Source organism: Methylophaga thiooxydans DMS010 (assembly GCF_000156355.1).
Taxonomy (GTDB): domain Bacteria; phylum Pseudomonadota; class Gammaproteobacteria; order Nitrosococcales; family Methylophagaceae; genus Methylophaga; species Methylophaga thiooxydans.
In genome coordinates this window covers 37,383-55,353 of the sequence record NZ_GG657903.1, presented here as the reverse complement: position 1 = coordinate 55,353, position 17,971 = coordinate 37,383, and the positions used below count along the sequence as shown (strand labels likewise).

22 protein-coding genes and 2 pseudogenes are annotated in these 17,971 nt (G+C 46.6%); 7 read left to right on the top strand and 17 right to left on the bottom strand.

Translation table 11 applies throughout. The features are described 5' to 3' along the window. Positions 1 to 12: 12 nt before the first annotated feature. The 4 genes and pseudogenes from MDMS009_RS16770 to MDMS009_RS12725 form a co-directional block, all read right to left on the bottom strand. The gene (locus tag MDMS009_RS16770) at positions 13 to 714 is read right to left on the bottom strand and encodes a Mu transposase C-terminal domain-containing protein (RefSeq protein WP_406564444.1); all 702 of its coding nucleotides are present in this window, start codon (positions 712 to 714) and stop codon (positions 13 to 15) included. A gap of 114 nt (positions 715 to 828) precedes the next feature. Further along, positions 829 to 2,028, bottom strand: a pseudogene (locus MDMS009_RS16765) (transposase domain-containing protein); the annotation flags it as partial. Between the two features lie 29 nt (positions 2,029 to 2,057). Next, positions 2,058 to 2,180 (bottom strand): hypothetical protein, encoded by a 123-nt coding sequence (locus MDMS009_RS16610; protein WP_008291918.1) that lies wholly within the window; start codon positions 2,178 to 2,180, stop codon positions 2,058 to 2,060. Next, positions 2,173 to 2,742 carry a hypothetical protein gene (locus tag MDMS009_RS12725; protein ID WP_008290339.1) on the bottom strand — a complete coding sequence of 190 codons (570 nt, stop codon included), beginning with the start codon at positions 2,740 to 2,742 and terminating at the stop codon, positions 2,173 to 2,175. Before MDMS009_RS12725 ends, MDMS009_RS16610 begins: the two co-directional genes overlap by 8 nt. Positions 2,743 to 2,757: 15 nt before the next feature. Here MDMS009_RS12725 and MDMS009_RS12720 point away from each other — a divergent pair, with 15 nt between their 5' ends. Further along, positions 2,758 to 3,210 (top strand): hypothetical protein, encoded by a 453-nt coding sequence (locus MDMS009_RS12720; RefSeq protein WP_008290335.1) that lies wholly within the window; start codon positions 2,758 to 2,760, stop codon positions 3,208 to 3,210. Here MDMS009_RS12720 and MDMS009_RS12715 read toward each other — a convergent pair whose 3' ends face one another. Then, entirely contained in the window at positions 3,211 to 3,495 is a 285-nt protein-coding gene (locus tag MDMS009_RS12715; RefSeq protein WP_043887910.1) for a hypothetical protein, read from the bottom strand. A 105-nt stretch (positions 3,496 to 3,600) separates the two neighbouring features. Here MDMS009_RS12715 and MDMS009_RS15900 point away from each other — a divergent pair, with 105 nt between their 5' ends. Next, complete coding sequence (locus MDMS009_RS15900) at positions 3,601 to 4,419, top strand: XRE family transcriptional regulator (RefSeq protein ID WP_008290350.1); 819 nt, start codon at positions 3,601 to 3,603, stop codon at positions 4,417 to 4,419. A gap of 180 nt (positions 4,420 to 4,599) precedes the next feature. Here the strand turns inward: MDMS009_RS15900 and radA are convergent. From radA to MDMS009_RS12665, 9 genes and pseudogenes are all read right to left on the bottom strand, one after another. After that, positions 4,600 to 5,727, bottom strand: a pseudogene (gene radA, locus MDMS009_RS12705) (DNA repair protein RadA); the annotation flags it as partial. Next, positions 5,714 to 6,805: an alanine racemase gene (gene alr, locus MDMS009_RS12700; RefSeq protein ID WP_043888353.1), complete on the bottom strand. Its 1,092-nt coding sequence runs from the start codon at positions 6,803 to 6,805 to the stop codon at positions 5,714 to 5,716. The pseudogene radA and the gene alr, both read right to left, overlap by 14 nt. A gap of 2 nt (positions 6,806 to 6,807) precedes the next feature. Beyond that, entirely contained in the window at positions 6,808 to 8,217 is a 1,410-nt protein-coding gene (dnaB, locus tag MDMS009_RS12695) for a replicative DNA helicase (RefSeq protein WP_008291904.1), read from the bottom strand. Between the two features lie 95 nt (positions 8,218 to 8,312). Next, a complete protein-coding gene (gene rplI, locus MDMS009_RS12690; RefSeq protein ID WP_008291915.1) occupies positions 8,313 to 8,861 on the bottom strand; it encodes a 50S ribosomal protein L9 in 549 nt (182 codons plus the stop codon). A 50-nt stretch (positions 8,862 to 8,911) separates the two neighbouring features. Next, positions 8,912 to 9,823: a DUF2232 domain-containing protein gene (locus tag MDMS009_RS12685; RefSeq protein WP_036314496.1), complete on the bottom strand. Its 912-nt coding sequence runs from the start codon at positions 9,821 to 9,823 to the stop codon at positions 8,912 to 8,914. Between the two features lie 45 nt (positions 9,824 to 9,868). Continuing rightward, a complete protein-coding gene (rpsR, locus tag MDMS009_RS12680) occupies positions 9,869 to 10,096 on the bottom strand; it encodes a 30S ribosomal protein S18 (protein ID WP_036314498.1) in 228 nt (75 codons plus the stop codon). 29 nt (positions 10,097 to 10,125) lie between these two features. Further along, positions 10,126 to 10,404: a 30S ribosomal protein S6 gene (gene rpsF / locus MDMS009_RS12675; protein WP_008291884.1), complete on the bottom strand. Its 279-nt coding sequence runs from the start codon at positions 10,402 to 10,404 to the stop codon at positions 10,126 to 10,128. 170 nt (positions 10,405 to 10,574) lie between these two features. Then, positions 10,575 to 11,282, bottom strand: coding sequence for a 23S rRNA (guanosine(2251)-2'-O)-methyltransferase RlmB (rlmB, locus tag MDMS009_RS12670; RefSeq protein WP_237700527.1), 708 nt, complete (start codon positions 11,280 to 11,282; stop codon positions 10,575 to 10,577). Between the two features lie 61 nt (positions 11,283 to 11,343). Next, positions 11,344 to 12,018 (bottom strand): OmpA family protein, encoded by a 675-nt coding sequence (locus tag MDMS009_RS12665; RefSeq protein WP_008291878.1) that lies wholly within the window; start codon positions 12,016 to 12,018, stop codon positions 11,344 to 11,346. Between the two features lie 91 nt (positions 12,019 to 12,109). Here MDMS009_RS12665 and moaB point away from each other — a divergent pair, with 91 nt between their 5' ends. From moaB to MDMS009_RS12640, 5 genes are all read left to right on the top strand, one after another. After that, entirely contained in the window at positions 12,110 to 12,625 is a 516-nt protein-coding gene (moaB, locus tag MDMS009_RS12660; protein WP_008291920.1) for a molybdenum cofactor biosynthesis protein B, read from the top strand. Further along, entirely contained in the window at positions 12,622 to 12,870 is a 249-nt protein-coding gene (locus MDMS009_RS12655; protein WP_043888352.1) for a glutaredoxin family protein, read from the top strand. The genes moaB and MDMS009_RS12655 overlap by 4 nt, the downstream gene beginning before the upstream one ends. A 67-nt stretch (positions 12,871 to 12,937) precedes the next feature. Continuing rightward, a complete protein-coding gene (locus tag MDMS009_RS12650; RefSeq protein ID WP_008291919.1) occupies positions 12,938 to 13,822 on the top strand; it encodes an alpha/beta fold hydrolase in 885 nt (294 codons plus the stop codon). A gap of 45 nt (positions 13,823 to 13,867) precedes the next feature. After that, positions 13,868 to 15,007: a ribonuclease D gene (gene rnd, locus MDMS009_RS12645; protein WP_008291874.1), complete on the top strand. Its 1,140-nt coding sequence runs from the start codon at positions 13,868 to 13,870 to the stop codon at positions 15,005 to 15,007. An 11-nt stretch (positions 15,008 to 15,018) separates the two neighbouring features. Next, complete coding sequence (locus MDMS009_RS12640; protein ID WP_043888351.1) at positions 15,019 to 15,900, top strand: carbohydrate kinase family protein; 882 nt, start codon at positions 15,019 to 15,021, stop codon at positions 15,898 to 15,900. 47 nt (positions 15,901 to 15,947) lie between these two features. Here the strand turns inward: MDMS009_RS12640 and MDMS009_RS12635 are convergent, their stop codons facing one another. The 3 genes from MDMS009_RS12635 to nusB are packed head-to-tail and all read right to left on the bottom strand — an operon-like array spanning position 15,948 to position 17,877. Continuing rightward, positions 15,948 to 16,433 carry a phosphatidylglycerophosphatase A family protein gene (locus tag MDMS009_RS12635; RefSeq protein WP_043888350.1) on the bottom strand — a complete coding sequence of 162 codons (486 nt, stop codon included), beginning with the start codon at positions 16,431 to 16,433 and terminating at the stop codon, positions 15,948 to 15,950. Further along, positions 16,414 to 17,382, bottom strand: a complete 969-nt coding sequence (thiL, locus tag MDMS009_RS12630) for a thiamine-phosphate kinase (protein ID WP_008291873.1) — start codon at positions 17,380 to 17,382, stop codon at positions 16,414 to 16,416. Before thiL ends, MDMS009_RS12635 begins: the two co-directional genes overlap by 20 nt. Positions 17,383 to 17,424: 42 nt before the next feature. Continuing rightward, positions 17,425 to 17,877 carry a transcription antitermination factor NusB gene (gene nusB / locus MDMS009_RS12625; protein ID WP_008291894.1) on the bottom strand — a complete coding sequence of 151 codons (453 nt, stop codon included), beginning with the start codon at positions 17,875 to 17,877 and terminating at the stop codon, positions 17,425 to 17,427. Between the last annotated feature and the right edge of the window lie 94 nt (positions 17,878 to 17,971).

Genomic DNA, 17,971 nt, shown 5'->3' with positions numbered 1-17,971 from the left:
GGGTTTGTTTTTTTATGCCTCGACAGTTTCGTCGAAGCTCTCAAAGTCAGCGCTGAACTCGCTCATAAAGCGGAACTCATCGCCTTTCTGGTACATCGCCCAGAATTTCTGATCAGCTGCTGAGAGTTGACTCCCTTCTCGCAACCGACGGTCTAAATTGACCCAACGCTTGTAGCGCGCTCTGGGGTCATCATTTCTTATGATTTGTGCTGCAGGCTCTTGTGGCTGTTGGAACTCGGCTTGGAATGTAGCCAGATCCTGTTTTTGTTCGTCAGTTAGTTGTGGCTGCGGTATGTGTCGGCCTAGTTCTGGCGCTGGGCGAAGTGGTCTGACCACTTTCGGGTTGGCGACTTCAGGCTGTGGCTGCAAAGGCAGGCGACTTGCCACTTCCATTGCATCCATCGCGACTTCGGCTTTCGCTGCCAGCTTGGTGGCCTTGATAAAGCGAGTGCGATGCTTGTTGAAGCTTCGAGCCGCTTCAGTATCACCAAACCCAGTAGCTTCAATACATTGCGCCTCACCGATATAGCGATTATCTAAGGTGTAGGCATAGACGATTTCATGCAGCGCTTGAGGGTCAAAACGAACGGTAATCTTCTGGCCTGCAAAGTCGAGCAACGCTGGCGCGTGGTAGCGGTTTTTGCCTTGTCCTGTGGCTGATCCGGCATCAAGATTAAATGATCCATCTTTCTGCACTTTGATGGCTTCAGCCATCAGCAGCCACATGCGACGTTGTTCTTGGTTAGCTGTTTTGATAACGGCGGTTTGATAGCTTTCGGTGAAAGCTTGATCAAAACTTTTTGTGCCGTTGCAGATTTCAGTGCGTCGAGCCGGTTTGGCATTCCAAGCAATGATTTCTTGTTCCAGTACTGCTAGGAACGTTTCAATGGGTACCGCTTTTTTGGCGTAGTTTTCTGGCTTGGCCATTGGGTTTGGGCCGGTATAGGCACCTTCAAACTTAGGATGCTTGTCCAGATATTCACCAAGACCACCAACACCAAAGGCACGTTCGACAGGTTTAGCCTGACCGTGTCCTTTGCCGCCAATCACTGATGTCCAGTGCACTTTGATACCGAGCGTAGGGAATAGGCCGAGTGGATCATCTTCTTTTACGGTGAAGCGATAGCGGTTTTTAACGCCACCGGTCATCCATTTATTGGCTGCAGCGCGGGTGTTATCAATAGTGACGTGTTCGGGTATGCCGAACTGATCCACAACATCGCCAAAACTGGCTCGGATTGAGTCGGTGTTTTCTGATTCATCGACGCGGTAAGCCAGTATTTTGCGGCTGTAGACGTCCTGCCAGAACCACGTTTTCATGCGCGTTACATCGCCATTTGGCAATAGAACAAACACGTTGTGTTGGTAGCCATCACCATTGATCCACTCAAGCGCATGTAGCTCTTGGACTGTTCGCTGTTGGGCAGGAAACAGTTTGATCAAACCGGCTTCACCTTCACGTAGATAAACGCGGGTTGCCAGCGGTATGGCTTTGATGCGACGTTCCAGTGTTTTTTTGCTGGGGATTTTCCAGCCTTGTTCGGCTGCAGTACGTTGTAGTCGGTAGTAACAGGCTTCGAACTCTGGCTGCTCCAGGCGAAGGTAATCGGCTTTGTAAAATTCCCAAGCCTCAGTATCCATATCTGCTGTGACCGTTCGGCCAACAAAGCCGGGTACCAGCGCGGCTAACCAGTCTTGACGAGCATAGAATTTCACCCCTTTCTTGCTCTTGGTACCGTGATACCAGCCTTGCATGGTGCGTTCACTAATGTCGTTTTGATCAGCCACCAGTAAGAAGGCATTCTTAAGTGTGGCGCCACCGTTTTCTGTCAGAGCCATGACCTGCAAAAGCAGGTTGAGTTTGTTCTGAGCTGCGTCCTTTTGTTTTTGTGGCTTGTTGTCATAGTGCTGCCATAATGCTTGAGGATCGTAGCTAAATTCAGTGCTTTCCGAGCTGCTCTTAACTGGGGTCGGCAGGTGTTGTTTTATCAACGCGGCCTGAGTTTCTACTGGCAGGCTGGAAAGGTGGTATTCATTTGCTGATCCACCTCTTACTTTTACTTGCCTTGTATTCCAGCCTTGTTTTGAGCCTGCTGATTAACGCCACGCTTGTACTTTGGAAGACCTGGTTTGTTTGCTAATTCAGTTGCTGTGAACCATTCCCTGTTTTGTTCAGTCATCTTCACCGCCCTCAAAATCTAGACCTGGCTGACTCTGAGAGATAACATTTTCTCTGTGGTATGCCACGCCAGCTAACAGTCGAGTGAGCGCTGAAGTAAGGATATCTACCGACTCACCCTCACGATAAAACTTGATTAGCAAACTCATTGCATCTGCAGAAAGCTGCTGTAGTTCGGCTAAACCTAGTTCATCCACTTTTTTCCCTGTGGGGATTTGAATCATCAGCTTGTTACTTCGGTAACCCAGATATTGGGTGACATAATCCATCTCACAGATATGCTCATATGCCGGGATAAAACTGACTGGCATATCACCAGTAGAGAGCCATTTGTATAAGCGGTCTTCACTGACAGCCATCAGTTCAGCGATAGCTGGAACAGTTAGCCTTTTGAACTGTCTGGCGTACTCTTTATTAAGCCGCAGCGCGTCTTTTATATTGTTCGGCTGGATGCGTTTCCAAGCCACCTTACTTTTTGGAATTCTCATCACAACACCACTTCCAAATTTATTGATTGTTGCGGCAGTACTGCACGGGATAGGCTGGTTCTGCGTTTTAACCAAACAGGAGATAACAAAGTGAAAACAACCAGACCAGCACCCGTCAGTGCCGCGTATTTACACGGGCAGAATGATGGATTCATCATCATTTCATCGACCATGCTTTTATCCGAGCTATCAGCTTTTTTAAAAGCATTGAAAGTTGACAAATCGGACATACGTGAACCGGACAATTCAGAGGAACTTCCACAACTCGCTGAGACTGTTGCTTGGCAAGTTGTTGAAAACGTATTGCCGCCTTCATCCGCGACGCTTTGTAAGCAGATTGGCGATCTGGATCACCAAACCCAGGAGAAACTGGCATTCCGTCTTTATCAACTAAAAAGTTTGATTGCGACGTTGAAGCGCACTCATCCAGCCGATACTTACCTTGTGCCGCCGAACTGGAATCGCCGTTGGTTTGAACTGCTTTGTGGGCGCGTGCTTTTTGCGGATGTAAGTGCTCTTGATGCGGATAGTTATCAACCATGATTAGGCGCTCTCAGCAAGACCGGCTTCTGCCAGACGCGCTTTTGCTTGATCAATTTTGGCTTGGCGATCAGTTTTTACATCAGACTGATAGCGGGGAATATCCGGAAAAACTGCTGCAATATCTTTCTCGATTAGCACGGATATTGATCGTGCAACTCTTAAACTTTCCGCTCGTCTTGCACAAACATTCATTACATGCTGATGAGTGCAACCAATTACTTCACCAGCGACTAACCAAGAAAGACCTTTGGCTTTCAATGCTTGATGTATTTGCTTGTAGTTCATTGTTACAATCCGTAATTAAATATATAAGCGTTTACATAAATGCAAACAAAACATAACACCTGCAAAAATTATGTACACATAAAATAACATTGTCAAGGGCTTGTAATGGAATCATTAGTTTACATTGGCGGCAGAATACTAGAGGAGCGTAAGCGTCTACGCTTAACCCAGCAGGATGTTGCTGACTTTGTTGGAATCACAAGGCAGTCACAAGCCAAATATGAAAAAGGTGAACGTAGCCCTGATGCTATTTATTTAGAAAAAATATTAGGGCTTGGGTTTAATTCGTATTACGTGCTGACGGGGAACGAAACCTTTCCAACTCGATCCCACTTAGATGTTGATGATAATTCATCATCAACACATAGAAATTCAAACGAATCAGAAACTTATGAAAAGCGGGATCGAAAATCTAAAGTGGGGCAAGTCGATCCCACTTCCAACGAAGAAGTGGGATCGAGCATCAAAGACTATTCAGCAGGAACTGGTAGCATTATGGAAACATTCGCCCACATCCCACTGTTTGATGTAAAAGCATCAGCTGGCAACGGTTATGTCATTCACGAGGAAGAGGAAACTGATGCACTTATATTCAAAAAAGAATGGATATATAACGAGCTACACAGCAGCCCAGCTAATTTATATCTGATTTATGTAGAAGGTGAGAGCATGGAGCCTGCATTGCGTCCAGGCGACGTTATACTCGTTGATCACACTGACAACGTTGCTAAACGTGACGGCATCTATGTAATCAGAATGGGTGAGTCATTACTAGTTAAACGGCTACAGCGCCTACCAAGTCAGCGGTTAAAGGTTACCAGTGATAATCCAGCTTATGAGCCTTTTGAGATATCACTGGATTTTGATTTGCAGAACGAGCTTTCGATTATTGGGCGAGTTGTTTGGAGTGGTCGTCGTCACTAATGAGCTTGATCGCAATTCATGTGTCTAAATGTTTACTATATTTAAAATGATCGCGATCCATAATTAATTATTAAATAAGCTTTAAATGTTACTCAAACCCTCATTATTAAAAGCTTCTTCCCATTTAAAACCATTAAATCCCGTTATATCCCGTCTTACTTAATCCATCTGTCCTCATTCATCCGCGCCGGTTTCGCTGAGTTTTACGCCACCCACTACATTGATAAATACATCTTGGTCTTGGCATGTAATGCCACCATGGCGGTGTAAAATGGCTAATAGCATGGCCAGTCTATTTTGTTCCAAACCGACGGTGACTCGTCGTGGGTTACCTAATGGACTGCTATCAACCAATGCCTGTACTTCCACCAACATGGGCCGACTGCCTTCACGAATCACCGTCACAATACTGCCAGGTACTGACTCTTCACCACGAGACAAAAAGATTGCCGACGGATTACTGACTTCTTTTAAGCCCAACTCCGTCATGCCGAAAACGCCTAATTCATTCACCGCGCCAAAGCGGTTTTTGACAGCGCGCAGAATTCGAAATCGTGTTGACGTGTCGCCTTCGAAGTAAAGTACGGTATCGACCATATGCTCTAAGACCCGTGGTCCAGCCAATGCGCCCTGCTTTGTCACATGGCCGACAAGAATCATCGTAGTGCCGCTGGATTTAGCAAATCGTACAAGTTGCGCCGCACTCTCTCTGACCTGTGCCACCGTACCCGGCGCCGATTGCAATAATTCAGTAAATACGGTCTGAATGGAATCAATCACCATGACTTGTGGTTGACGTTGACGCGCGGTGGCAATCATTTGCTCTGCGTGGGTTTCAGCAAGCAGCTCCAATGGTGCTTGCTCAAGCTGCAAACGCTCGGCGCGCAGGCGTATCTGCTGCAATGACTCTTCACCACTGATATACAACGGCTTAACGCCAGTGGAGTCAGCCATCGTTGCCATCGCCTGTAACAATAGGGTCGATTTACCGATACCGGGATCACCACCAATCAATACCACTGAACCTGTTACTAAACCACCACCCAAAACACGGTCCAATTCTGGTAAGCCGGTAGTCCAACGCACAGCTTGTTCAGATGTGACTTCAGCTAATGCTTGTACTTCATTTTTTTGTTCGCCTGCATAACTACTGTGGCGGCTAATCGTCGCCTGAGCAGTCGAAGATGCCGATGCCTGCACTTCTTCTGTCAGGCTATTCCATGCACCACAATCATTACACCGTCCCGCCCACTGCGGAGTTTGTGAGCCGCATTCTTTACAAACGTAAACGCGCTTAACTTTCGCCATTTATCACTTCCTTGTTCACGCGTTGGCAGAGTACCGTGACTAATTCATACGGAATGGTTTCGGCCAGTGTCGCGAGTTGCTCTACAGCCAAATTAGCCGTACCCCAGACTATGACGTCATCACCCGTTTCGGCTTGCTCGACATGATTAAGGTTAATACATATCGTGTCCATCGACACGCGACCAATAACAGGGGCTTTTATGCCACGAATAATGACCTCAGCCTTATTGGACAGGTGCCGACTATAACCGTCGCCATAGCCAATACTCGCCACCCCAATACGCGTAGGTACTTCGGCTGTCCACTCACCACCGTAGCCCACTTGATCACCGACTTCCAAATCATAAACAGCGATTAGCTGGGTTTTTAACGTCATAACGGGTTTCAGACCCAACTCGGTGCCGGACTTATCTGAAAAAGGCGAAACACCGTACAACATCAATCCCGGCCTGACCCATTGTTGATGCGATTCAGCGAGACAGATAACCGCAGCAGAGTTAGCCAAACACAGTGGCAATGACGTTTTATGCTTCAATGCCAGCATATGAGCTAATTGTTTCTGGTTGCGAGGGTCACCGTCCAAATCTGAGTTGGCAAAATGGCTCATCAACCCCACTTCACCGCTAATATTGCTGCTTTCTGCTAATAACGTCAGCGCCATCTCAACCTGCTCCGGACGGATTCCCAAGCGGTGCATGCCACTGTCAACCATCAACCAGTTAAACGCTAATGGCTTTGGCAAAGTCAGCGTTTGTAATAGCTGGATTTGGCTGTGTAGATGAATAACCGGTGATAACTGATATTCGGATGCGGTGATAAAGTCTTGCTCAGTGTTCACACCTTCCAGCAAAACGATGGGATGCTCAACACCTTTCTGTCTGAGAAATACCCCTTCCTTCAATCGTGCCACGGCAAAGGCATCACTCTCTTTCAATGCTTCAGCGGCAGTTATTGCACCGTGACCATAGGCATCGGCTTTAATAACCGACATTACACGACTGTTTGGAGCACATTCTTTTACGCGAAGAAGGTTGTGGCGAAGCGCTGCCACATCAATGTATGCGACTGGAAAATTCAAAATTAAGGTCCGTCGTAGCCGGCTCCGTCGTCATAGTATCCGGGGGCAAAATTCTCAAACTTAGTAAATTGTCCCTGGAATGTGAGTCTGGTTTTACCAATAGGTCCATTACGCTGTTTACCGATAATAATTTCTGCAATACCCTTATGCTCAGATTCCGAGTTATAGACTTCATCACGGTAAATAAACACAATTAAATCGGCATCCTGCTCAATGGCGCCGGACTCACGCAGATCAGACATTACAGGACGCTTATCCGGACGTTGCTCAAGGCTTCGATTCAACTGAGAAAGTGCAATTACCGGTACATTGAGTTCTTTTGCCAAAGCCTTTAGGGAACGAGAAATTTCAGAAATCTCTGTTGCCCGATTCTCACCGCCTTTGCCACTACCTTGCATTAGCTGCAAATAGTCAATCACGATTAGACTTAGTCCATGCTCGCGCTTTAGTCTCCGTGCTCGAGCACGTAATTCTGTGGGACTCAAAGCCGGCGTGTCATCAATAAATAAAGGTGCCTCATTAAGCAGACCGATAGCGGATGTCAGCCTTGGCCAGTCATCATCTTTCAATTTACCGGTTCTGAGGTTTTGCTGGTTAATACGTCCCAATGAGGAAAGCATACGCATTGCCAGCGCATCTGCCGGCATCTCCATACTGAATACAGCAACGGGCTCTTTACTACTGATCGCGGCATTTTCCGCAATATTCATCGCAAAGGTCGTTTTACCCATCGAGGGACGACCTGCCACGATAACCAAATCCGCGGGCTGTAAGCCCGTAGTGTCATTATCGAAATCAATAAATCCGGTTGCAAGGCCAGTGATATGACTGTCACGCTCAAACAGCTGATCGATTCTATCGACAACCTGACTCAGGACATTTTTTACCTGTACAAAACCGCCACCGCGTTTGGCACCTTTTTCGGCAATCTCAAAGACATGACGCTCAGCCATATCTAACATTTCTTCTTTGGTCATGCCTTCAGGCTTGAAGGCCATATTGGAAATGTTATTACCGACCTGAATTAACTGACGCAAGATGGAGCGCTCACGAACAATGTCGGCATAAGCGGCTATATTGGCAGCGGTGGGGGTATTACGGGCTAGAGAGCCCAGATAAGCGACTTCCCCGACTTGATCTAATTCACCACGCTTGTCATGCCATTCGGCGAGAGTAATTACGTCAACAGGCTGGGATTGCTCCATCAGCTGGACGATGGCGCGATAGATAAGACGGTGATCGTGTCGATAAAAGTCTTGCTCAACAAGCACATCGGCCACTTGTTCCCAAGCGCCATTATCAAGCATAAGACCGCCGAGTACAGATTGCTCAGCTTCGACTGAATGTGGCGGGACTTTCAGTGCCTCTGTGGCGGTATCCTTGAACGTATCTGGATAGCTAATTTCTTCCACAGTGCCACCTAACCCCTAACAGATAACTAACAACTCACAGCGAGACTGTGAGCATAGCAGAAAATGGGATCGGACAAATCCGATCCCAGTTTTTCTTAAGCTTCTTCTTGTGCTTTAGCAATCGCTTCCGCTTCTTCCAAGGCGGCTTCGCGCGCTTTCTTGGCTTCTTCGGCTTGTGCTTTTGCCTGCAGTTCTGCTTCAGACGTCACTACTGTTTTCACAGAAACTACAACGTCAGCATGCAATTGCACGTCGATGTTATATTCACCTGTGTGGCGCAGTGGGCCAGTTGGCAGACGCACTTCGTTACGATCGACATCAGCACCTGCTGCGTTTAACGCATCAGCGATTTCTGCTGCTGTGATTGAACCGAACAGTTTACCTTCAACGCCCGCGTTAGCCATGATAGCCAGCTCACCCGCTGCTTCCAGCTTAGTTTTGCGGCTTTCAGCTTCTGCCAATACTTTGGCTGCTGCTGCTTCCAGTTCAGCACGACGTGCTTCAAACTTTTCTCTGTTTAACTTGGTGGCTGGTAAAGCTTTACCAGTCGGTACCAGGAAATTACGACCAAAACCAGATTTTACGCTGACTTCGTCGCCCAGATTTCCAAGCTTTTGAACTTTTTCTAGCAAAATTACTTGCATCGTTCTACCCTCGTTCGCAGTGTCCAAACTGCTTATTCAAATACTCGTAATTACTCCGTTTGGGAGCGTTTACGAAAATTAAACCACTGATCCAAAACACCTAATGTGGCTAACATCATCACCATTTGTGGCAACATGATAACCAGCAATACATACATCGTTACTAACCATGCTTTACTCTTGTCTCGTGCTACGACAATGGCATGAACAATCGCTAAGCCTTGAATGCCAAATGCCACCAGCATCACCGCTAAGCAATCTACCAACAGTGACCATGTGCCACTGATTGGCGTTAAAGCCAAAATCATCAGCACCGCCGTAAACATCGCGACGGGTTTCCCTAGGCTAAGTTGTCTAAACTCATTGCCAAATGCGCCCGGATTATAGAGTTTTGATTGCCATGCACGACCAATAATCAGTCCTACCACTGCGTTAATACTTACCCCCGCAGCAATCAAACCAGTCATCATGCCAGACAAACGGCTGGTCAATTGCTGTGTTTGCACTTGATCCAACTGCCAACCTGGTTGTTCACTGACCGTGGCCATAAACGGTTCGATGATTTGCTGCCACCATCCCGTTACATCGGGAATAAGCAGGTGCATCAACACAACAATAAACAGCCCAACACCGGTTGCGGATAACAGAGCCGTTGCAAATGAACGGGTATACCCCAATGCCAGTGTTGCCAAAAAAACCGGTAACCAGCTGGATAGCAAAATCAAACCTGCAACCCATAACTGCCCCAACAGAAAACCAGCCAATAATGCGAATACAATTAGGGTCGCGGTAACGACTCTAGCGCCTTCACGTGGCCCCATTCTTAATGTAGTCAGGGCAATCACGCCACTGGCCAGGTAGTTGAGCGGTGGCAACATCATCGCCGCGACAGACAATATCGCTGTAGCGATGGCCGCCTGCCATCTACCCTGCATGGCGAAATCTGCAATTCCTCGCAGCATAACTTAGTAACTAAACGTAAACTTCAGGTGTTTTAATCAACTGAATTACTTGTGCATGTCGCAGTAAGGCAACAATGCAAGGAAACGCGCACGCTTCACACAAGTAGACAGCTGACGTTGGTAACGCGCTTTAGTACCTGTGATACGGCTGGGTACGATTTTTCCTGTTTCAGTGACGTAATTTTTCAGCAAATTTACATCTTTATAATCGATTTGCTTAACGCCTTCAGCGGTAAAGCGACAAAATTTTCTACGTCTAAAAAAACGTGCCATGTGATATCTCCTAAATTGCTAAAGCAGCATTAAGCTGATTTTTTCTCTTCATCTTTTTGCATCATAGGTGAAGGCTCAGTAGCAGCCTCATCCATGTTTACAACCAGATGACGGATAACAGCATCGTTGAAACGGAATGCAGTGGTGACTTCGTTGAGTTGTTCAACATCACATTCCACATTCATCAAAACGTAGTGTGCTTTGTGCACTTTGTTGATGGGATAAGCCAGTTGACGACGGCCCCAGTCTTCTTGACGGTGGATTGTGCCGCCTTGGCTAGTCAGCGTTTGTGTATAACGCTCGATCATGCCAGGTACTTGTCACTCTGATCAGGTGTGGACCAGAAACACGATTTCGTAATGTCTCATTAGAGCTCCTCACGGTTTATACAGCTTTATGACATGTGCCATAAAGCAAAGGAGTTTTGCGTGAATTTAACTAAAGGCAATCTAATAGTTTACTTGGTTTTCACTTCAACTCACAAGTGACGTTGACGATAAGCTTCATATAAGCATACACCGGCCGCCACCGAGACATTAAGACTTTCAGCTTCACCTTGCATAGGAATATAAACGACCTGATCACAGTTATCCCGTGTCAGACGACGAATTCCCTTACCTTCAGCGCCAAGAACAATGGCCATTGATCCTTTCAATTCAGCTTGAAAAAGGCTGAGTTCTGAATCACCTGATGTCCCTACCAGCCAAACCCCGGCATCTTGCAATTCTCGCATTAAACGAGATAAATTCGTGACTTGCGCAAAAGGCACTCTTTCCGCCGCACCACTGGATATTTTAACCGCCGTCGCGGTTAGACCAGAAGCGCGATCCTTAGGCGCAATCACAGCATGCGCACCGGCCGCTTCCGCAGTTCGCAGACAAGCGCCCAAATTATGTGGATCTTGAACACCATCCAGGATCAACAATAAAGCAGGTTCATTGAGTGATTCAACCAGCGTCATCAGCCCTTTTTCATCAAGACTTTCCAGTGGTTTACACCGTGCTGCGCACCCTTGATGCTGCACATTCGGTGCAATTTTATCCAAGGTGTCACGTTCTGCTTTATGCACCACAACGCCTTGTTGCTCTGCCGCTTTCAACAAAGCATCTACACGCTGGTCTTGACGATCAGCCGCTAACCAGATTTCTTTAATACGACTGACGGGCACATCTAAAGCGGCCTGCACAGCGTGCAGGCCGAAAATGACATCAGGATCCAATGGGGTATGACTTGCCGTTTTTGGATTTTTACGGCGCTTGGTAGGCTTCAGATTCTTGTCCTTCTACAACCGGTTTTACAAAGATTTCCACGCGACGATTTAACTGACGCCCAGCTTCTGTTTCGTTAGTGGCACGGGGTTCTGTTTCACCTCGACCAATCGCGTACAAACGTCCTGTTGCAACACCTCGTGATGAGAAATAATCTACCACTGATTGTGCTCGACGTTCAGAAAGACGTTGATTGTAACTTTCTGAGCCCACACTGTCAGTATGGCCGACAACATGAATGATCGTGTTTGGATAGCGTTGCAGCACATCTGCCACTTTGCTCAAAGTCGGTGTAAAAGCCGATTTCAACGCAGCACTATCGAAATCGAAAGAGACCTCGTTAGCAATATCAATTTTCAGCGTTTCATTTTCCAATTGCTGAATCTCAAGCTCATGCCGGGCTTGTTCCTCGGCTAAAGCGGCTTCCATTTCTTTTTGTTGATTGTCCATGTAGCGACCAACACCACCACCTGCCAATGCACCCACAGCAGCGCCCGCAATCACACCACCAGCACCATCATCTACCGCATACCCCACTAATGCACCAGCTGCTGCACCAATCGCAGCACCTGCTTTTGTTTTCTGATTCGGGTCATTTGCGGCACAGCCACTTAAAGCAGTCGCCACTATGGTTGCTAAAACGAGTTTTTTCATTATTTTTCCTCCAAATTATTCCAGCATTCTAGACCGCTGTACGGTTGCTGACTATACTGGCTTTGCTTAATGAAAACTGAGATCCAAATTCATGAATTCAGAATTTATTCCTGTCAATATCGCGATTTTGACTATTTCCGACTCTCGCACTTTTGACAATGATACATCAGGAAAAGTGCTTGAAGACAAGGCAAGCAAAGATGGGCACCGTGTTATTCATCGACAAATTGTCGTAGATGATATTTATCAAATCCGTGCGATTGTCTCTCAATGGATTGCCGATCCAGACGTGCATGTTGTCGTTACGACAGGAGGAACCGGATTGACCGGACGTGATGGCACACCAGAAGCCGTAAAAGTCTTATTCGATAAAGAAATCGAAGGATTTGGTGAACTGTTCCGTAGCCTGTCATATCAAGTCATCAAAACCTCAACAGTACAATCTCGTTCGGTGGCAGGTGTTGCTAATGGCACATTTATTTTCAGCCTGCCGGGTTCCTCTGGTGCCTGCCGAACAGGCTGGGATGAAATCCTACATGATCAGCTTGATGCCAGTCACAAACCCTGTAACTTTATCGATTTAATCCCCCGTTTGTTGGAAAAATGATGCAGCTGTCTCTTTTTACTACGGCCGGTTGTCACTTGTGTGAACAAGCAGCAGCGTTATTCCCCCCCATCGCTGAAGACTTCCCCGTTAATGTCACAGCTATAGAGATTGGTGACGACGATGCATTAGTAGAGCGGTATGGCATACGCATTCTGGTCATAAAGTTCGAAGATGGAGAAGAGCTTGAGTGGCCATTTGATGAGCACACACTCAGACAATATATTATCAGTAAAATCAATCACTAGCAGACCTTAACAGGAACTTCACACGGACTCTGTAACTCTGATTTAGTATCTTGTCGGAGTTTTAGAGATGATCGTCAGACTAACTGCATACCTGTCATTTTTAATGACCCTGCTGGCAACCATAAGTTACGCAGGAGACTTCCCGCCGACACCAGGCAAACGCTACGATGTCGGTGGCTATAGTATCCATATGCTTTGTAAAGGTATGGGAGAACCGACGGTCCTGATTGATGCCGGATTAGGCGATGACTCCACAGATTGGTTTGATATCCAAAACAAATCGTCTGTAGATACCCGTACCTGTGTGTTTGATAGACCAGGTTACGGCTGGAGCGATGCAGGACCGCAGCCCAGAAGCAGTTTGATCATCTCCAATGAAGTTTCAAAACTCATTCAAAAAGCTAATATCTCTGGTCCTCTCGTGTTGGTGGGGCATTCTTTTGGAGGCTATAACATGCGCGTGTTCGCCGCTCAGCATCCACAGAAAATAGCTGGCATGGTATTGGTTGATGCATCGCATGAGAGTCAGTATGAAAAACTGAATATCAAATTACCCAAACACTTCGATCGCAAAGGCAATATCTTAATTTTGCCCAAAGCAAACGATACAGTCAGTGATAAAGCAATTGCGCTGAGGGAGCGTGCTTTTCATGCAGCACGGGCAGAGATTTCCTCACTTTATCAAAGCACCTTACAAGTGAAGCGTTATCATGACTTCCCTCGTGTACCCTTGATCGTTATCAGCCGCGGATTATCTGAATGGAAAGACCGTGATGATGCTGAAATGCGTGAAAAGATTTGGGTACAACTTCAGCAAGACTTATGGAAATTATCCCCTATCAGTCAACACTTATTTGCCAACACCAGCGGCCATGACATTCATCTTGATCAACCTGACCTAATTGTCGGTGCGATTGCTGATGTCGTCAGCATGAGCCGTGTTATGAATTAATCACCAAACTGGCTATACTGTGTTCCTTTTGTTAAGACACAGTTCATGACCATTCAGTTTATAGATAGCAGCGCCGGCCTCAAAGACCTGTGTGAACAACTTGCGGAAAGCACGTGGCTTGCCATTGACACCGAGTTTCATCGCGAAAAGACTTATTACCCTCAACTCTGCCTGATTCAGGTTGCCAATGATGATGTCATCGCCTGTGTTGACCCACTGAAAATTGACGATTTGTCGCCATTAATGGATGTGTTTTATCGCACAGATATGACCTTAGTCTTTCATGCAGCAAGGCAAGATCTGGAACTATTGTTTTTACTGCGTGATGCTTTGCCCCAGCAGGTCTTTGATACTCAGCTTGCAGCAACCGTTTTAGGTTATGGCGATCAGATTGGCTACGGTAACTTAGTCAAACAGTGTCTCAATGTTGATCTGGATAAAGCACATGCCCGCACCGATTGGCGGCAACGCCCTTTGTCACCAGAACAAATTGATTATGCGGCCGATGACGTGCGTTATCTTCGTGAACTTTATCACCAGCTTGAAGCAAAATTAGTCGATACAGGTCGCATTAACTGGTTAAAAGAAGACTTTGCAACGCTGTCAGCAACTGAAACATACCAATCAAACCCAGAAAGCAGCTGGCTGCGCATCAAAGGTTCCGGTCGCCTTAAAAGTTCACAACTTGCAGTTCTCCAACAACTTGGCGTGTGGCGAGAGCAACGTGCTATCAAACAAAACTTACCCCGTCGCTGGATAATTAAAGATGACGTTATGCTCGATCTGGCTCGTTTTTCACCTTCATCCTTGGATGCAATGAATAAGATCCGAGGTCTGGAGTCACGTGATATTGACCGTCATGGCCAAGCAATATTAAAAGCGATTGAAGCTGGCAAAGCAGTACCACAAGAGCAGTGGCCAGTGATGAAACGACCACAACCGCTTAGCAATCAACAAGACGCTTTAGTTGATGCCCTGATGGGATTGTTGCGTAAACTTTGCGATGAGCAAACCATCACCCCAGTTGCTGTTGCAACAAGGAAAGACATCGAGGCGCTTGTTCGTGACCAAGATTCTCCCATCAAACATGGTTGGCGACATGAAATTGTCGGTCAGAAATTAGAACAGTTTTTAGCGGGTGAGCTCAAAATCTCAGCCAGCCAGCAACAACTCGAAATTCAATAAAGGTAATCTCTATGTCTGCACTTATCTGTGGCTCTTTTGCGTATGACAGCATCATGGTTTTCCCGGACAAATTCAAAAACCACATCCTGCCTGATAAAGTGCATATGCTGAATGTTGCTTTCCTTGTACCTGAGCTTCGCCGTGAGTTTGGGGGCTGTGCCGGTAATATTGCTTATAACCTGAAACTACTCGGTGATAATCCCTTACCGATGGGTACCGTGGGAACAGACTTTGGCCCTTATGCTGAGTGGATGGATAAAAACGACATCAGTCGTCAACATGTTCATGTCAAACAAGGTCACTATACTGCTCAAGCATTTATTACTACCGATATGGATGACAACCAGATCACTGCATTTCACCCCGGTGCGATGAATCTTGCCCATGAAACGCCCATTAGCGAAGCTGACGGCGTGACATTAGCCATTGTCGCTCCTGATGGACGTGATGGCATGGTTCAACATGCTGAGCAGCTTAAAGCCGCTGGGATTCCCTTTATTTTCGATCCAGGTCAAGGCTTGCCAATGTTCAATGGCGACGAGTTAATGCAGTTTGCTGAACAAGCGACTTACATCGCCTTAAACGATTATGAAGCGCAGCTGTTTATGGACAGAACCGGTTTACCCGAAGAAGAAATTGCTCGTCATGTCGATGCCTTAATTATTACTCGTGGCGCTCAAGGCTCGCATATCTACACAGAAAATAAACGTATTGATATCCCTTGCGACAAAGCCGAAGCTATCGTCGATCCGACAGGCTGTGGTGATGCCTATCGTGCTGGTTTATTACACGGCATTATGCATGGTAAGGACTGGGAAGAAACTGGTCGTATTGCCGCCAAACTGGGTGCGATTAAAATTGCACAGCACGGCACTCAGAATCATAGCTTATAAAGAAAACACCGCGTCGGGAGGCAACTCCCGGCGCTATTTTTCTGGTGCTACCAGAGTTGAATCAAGACCATCACGGCAGCGGCCATCGCACCGGCAATGACATCATCAAGCATAATGCCCAAACCGCCGTGGAGTTTTTTATCGGCAAGGCTGACAGGCCAAGGTTTGAGTATGTCGAAAATTCTGAATAAGACAAAGCCAGTGATAATCCAGGCCCAGCCTTGGGGAGCGGCAATCATCGTTACCAGGTAGCCCACAACTTCGTCCCAAACAACCGCACCCGGGTCATCTTGTTTAAGCCAATCAACTGTACGTTGGCAAATCCAAATACCGAATAAAAAGGCTACTACTGTAAAGGTCAAGTAAGCGAATAATGACCAGTCTTGAATCAACCAATAAATTGGAATCGCCACCAATGTACCCATAGTGCCCGGCGCTTTAGGACTGAGTCCGGCACCAAACCCATAAGCAATGAATGCCGCCGGATTTTTAAGCAATGTTTTAAAATTAACGTCAGGCACCGAAGTGGTCATAGCCTTTCCTTGCATCATAATGTCTCTGTTGACCAGTTTGGTCTCGCAATATCAGTGCTTTTTCAGCCGTTATTTCACCAATACAGCTGATCTTGTCGGCAATCGGTGCCAAGTTGTCGACCTTAGTAGCCGGCACGGTAAAACATAGCTCGTAATCATCACCAGAATTCAATGCTAACTGGCTGGCTTGCTCGAATGGCAACTTGGTCAGGGCATCAGACAATGGCAGTTTATCTAGGTCAATGACAGCGCCGTTACCACTCTTTGACAAGATATGATCTAAATCTGCCAATAAACCATCGGAGATATCAATTGCCGCTGTGGTATTGCCTCGTAGGGTTTCTACCAAGTTGTTTTGTGGGGTAGGTAATTCTAGGCGATGCTGTAAATACTGCCAATCATCAGCCGTTAATTCTGCTGGTGACCAGTTATCGAGGCGATGTTTGAGTGCGGCACCGGCATCGCCGAGTGTGCCACTGACAAAAATAAGATCACCGTTGTTGGCTTGATCACGACGAAAAGCCTGATTATTTTCAACAAAGCCATGCACTTGAATACTGATGCATAGTGGCCCACGCGTCGTATCACCACCCACCAGTTGAATATTATGTTGTATTGCCAGCTCAGCAAGCCCAGCCGAAAATTGTTTGAGCCAAGCTTCATTCACCTCAGGCAACGTCAGTGCTAAAGTAAACCAAGCAGGTGTCGCACCCATGGCCGCCAAATCACTGAGACTAACGGCCAAGCTTTTATGGCCGAGGGTGTGCGGATCCACATCGGCAAAGAAATGTACGTTTTCAACTAAGGTATCAATAGAGACAGCGAGTTGGTGCTGTGGCGGACATTGCAATAATGCACAGTCATCACCGATTCCCAACACGACATCATCACGTTTGGCAGTCAGTTCAGCAAAATACTGCTGAATCAGAGAAAACTCAGATAAGGCCACAAGGCTAACCGATTGTCTTAAATAACAAACACAGGCTTAGCGTTATTTTTTACCACGCGACGATTTAGCCGCCTGGTATTCATGGGGTCTTAAGCGTGCCCCCATTTTATCCAACACACCATTGACGTATTTATGCCCTTGTTCGCCGCCAAACGATTTAGCGAGTTCAACCGCTTCGTTCAATACAACGCGATAAGGAATTTCAGGCAAATGCATAAACTCAAAAACAGCAAGACGCAACACTGATATCTCTACAGGATCCACGGCGTTTAAATCACGATCTACCGCTTCACTAAGCTCAGCATCAATGGCTTGTTGATATTTGATAGTGCCTTCAATCAGGGTCGTGAAATATTTTCTGTCGATTTTATCAGCATACTCAGCGGTAACGAATTCCAACCCCGCTTTTTGTGGTGTTTCATTATTTACGAGCGCCTGATAAAGCGCTTGAACTGCTGCACGGCGTGCCTTAGTGCGTGGTAATCCACCAGCCATTATTTTGTAGCCTCAATTTGACGTAACGCATAGATCATTGTTTATAACGCCTATTTTTGTCACTTAAATTTATATACTTGGTCTTTTTTTCAAA

What these genes read in the sequence shown, in the direction of transcription:
- MDMS009_RS16770 (WP_406564444.1), bottom strand. Translation starts at nt 714, where the DNA reads ATGGCTGAAGCCATCAAAGTGCAGAAAGATGGATCATTTAATCTTGAT.
- MDMS009_RS16610 (WP_008291918.1), bottom strand. Translation starts at nt 2,180, where the DNA reads ATGACTGAACAAAACAGGGAATGGTTCACAGCAACTGAATTAGCAAAC.
- MDMS009_RS12715 (WP_043887910.1), bottom strand. Translation starts at nt 3,495, where the DNA reads ATGAACTACAAGCAAATACATCAAGCATTGAAAGCCAAAGGTCTTTCT.
- MDMS009_RS15900 (WP_008290350.1), top strand. Translation starts at nt 3,601, where the DNA reads ATGGAATCATTAGTTTACATTGGCGGCAGAATACTAGAGGAGCGTAAG.
- rplI (WP_008291915.1), bottom strand. Translation starts at nt 8,861, where the DNA reads ATGCAAGTAATTTTGCTAGAAAAAGTTCAAAAGCTTGGAAATCTGGGC.
- MDMS009_RS12685 (WP_036314496.1), bottom strand. Translation starts at nt 9,823, where the DNA reads ATGCTGCGAGGAATTGCAGATTTCGCCATGCAGGGTAGATGGCAGGCG.
- rpsR (WP_036314498.1), bottom strand. Translation starts at nt 10,096, where the DNA reads ATGGCACGTTTTTTTAGACGTAGAAAATTTTGTCGCTTTACCGCTGAA.
- rpsF (WP_008291884.1), bottom strand. Translation starts at nt 10,404, where the DNA reads ATGATCGAGCGTTATACACAAACGCTGACTAGCCAAGGCGGCACAATC.
- MDMS009_RS12665 (WP_008291878.1), bottom strand. Translation starts at nt 12,018, where the DNA reads ATGAAAAAACTCGTTTTAGCAACCATAGTGGCGACTGCTTTAAGTGGC.
- moaB (WP_008291920.1), top strand. Translation starts at nt 12,110, where the DNA reads ATGAATTCAGAATTTATTCCTGTCAATATCGCGATTTTGACTATTTCC.
- MDMS009_RS12655 (WP_043888352.1), top strand. Translation starts at nt 12,622, where the DNA reads ATGATGCAGCTGTCTCTTTTTACTACGGCCGGTTGTCACTTGTGTGAA.
- MDMS009_RS12650 (WP_008291919.1), top strand. Translation starts at nt 12,938, where the DNA reads ATGATCGTCAGACTAACTGCATACCTGTCATTTTTAATGACCCTGCTG.
- rnd (WP_008291874.1), top strand. Translation starts at nt 13,868, where the DNA reads ATGACCATTCAGTTTATAGATAGCAGCGCCGGCCTCAAAGACCTGTGT.
- MDMS009_RS12640 (WP_043888351.1), top strand. Translation starts at nt 15,019, where the DNA reads ATGTCTGCACTTATCTGTGGCTCTTTTGCGTATGACAGCATCATGGTT.
- MDMS009_RS12635 (WP_043888350.1), bottom strand. Translation starts at nt 16,433, where the DNA reads ATGACCACTTCGGTGCCTGACGTTAATTTTAAAACATTGCTTAAAAAT.
- nusB (WP_008291894.1), bottom strand. Translation starts at nt 17,877, where the DNA reads ATGGCTGGTGGATTACCACGCACTAAGGCACGCCGTGCAGCAGTTCAA.